The organism is Vibrio sp. 10N.222.55.C6, from assembly GCF_041473395.1.
Taxonomy (GTDB): Bacteria; Pseudomonadota; Gammaproteobacteria; order Enterobacterales; family Vibrionaceae; genus Vibrio; species Vibrio crassostreae_C.
The window spans coordinates 1-552 of record NZ_JBFRSD010001271.1 but is presented as its reverse complement, the minus strand read 5'-3'; the positions used below and the strand labels follow the sequence as shown (position 1 = coordinate 552).

Sequence of the window (552 nt, the reverse complement as noted above, 5' to 3'; positions counted from 1 at the left end):
CCAATATATCTGACACGGTTTGATCGGCTAATAAGGGCTCCAACGGACCAAGGCCAAAAACCTCATCTTCTATCTGTTTGATGACCCTTTTTCGACCTTCTGCACTCAGAGCATGGCTACCATCTTCAGCCATTAACTGTACGATGGCTTCGTGCAAATCTAACTTCGCACGCTCTTTCTCCAAGCTCGAAAGTAATCCTAAATCCAATGTCTCAAGCAACTGCTTATGAAAGAAGTGTTTGATTGACAGTTCCTGCTCTAAAATCTTTCGAGCCTCATCAATCGCCTTTTCCTTTTCAACGCTCGCTTCAGTATTCCTAGAGTGACTAGACACCTCAACATTGGATAAACGGTCAACAGGATTGGCATCTTCTGAATCATGCGAAATCTGTTCTACTTTTTTTTCAAACTCTGGATTTACATTTTTTCGTTTAAAGAACATCACAATCCCTCGTGTTTACTTTTCATCAACCCATTATGAAAACAACTTTTTCAGCCACCCTTTCTCTTCTTGTTCTGGTGGTGATAGAACATGAGACAAATCGATGATAG

The 552-nt window shown here is 40.9% G+C and carries 1 pseudogene; it reads right to left on the bottom strand.

Going from position 1 to position 552, the window contains the following annotated elements:
* Window positions 1-442, bottom strand: a pseudogene (locus AB4486_RS28495) (CpaF family protein); the annotation flags it as partial.
* Window positions 443-552 lie beyond the last annotated feature (110 nt).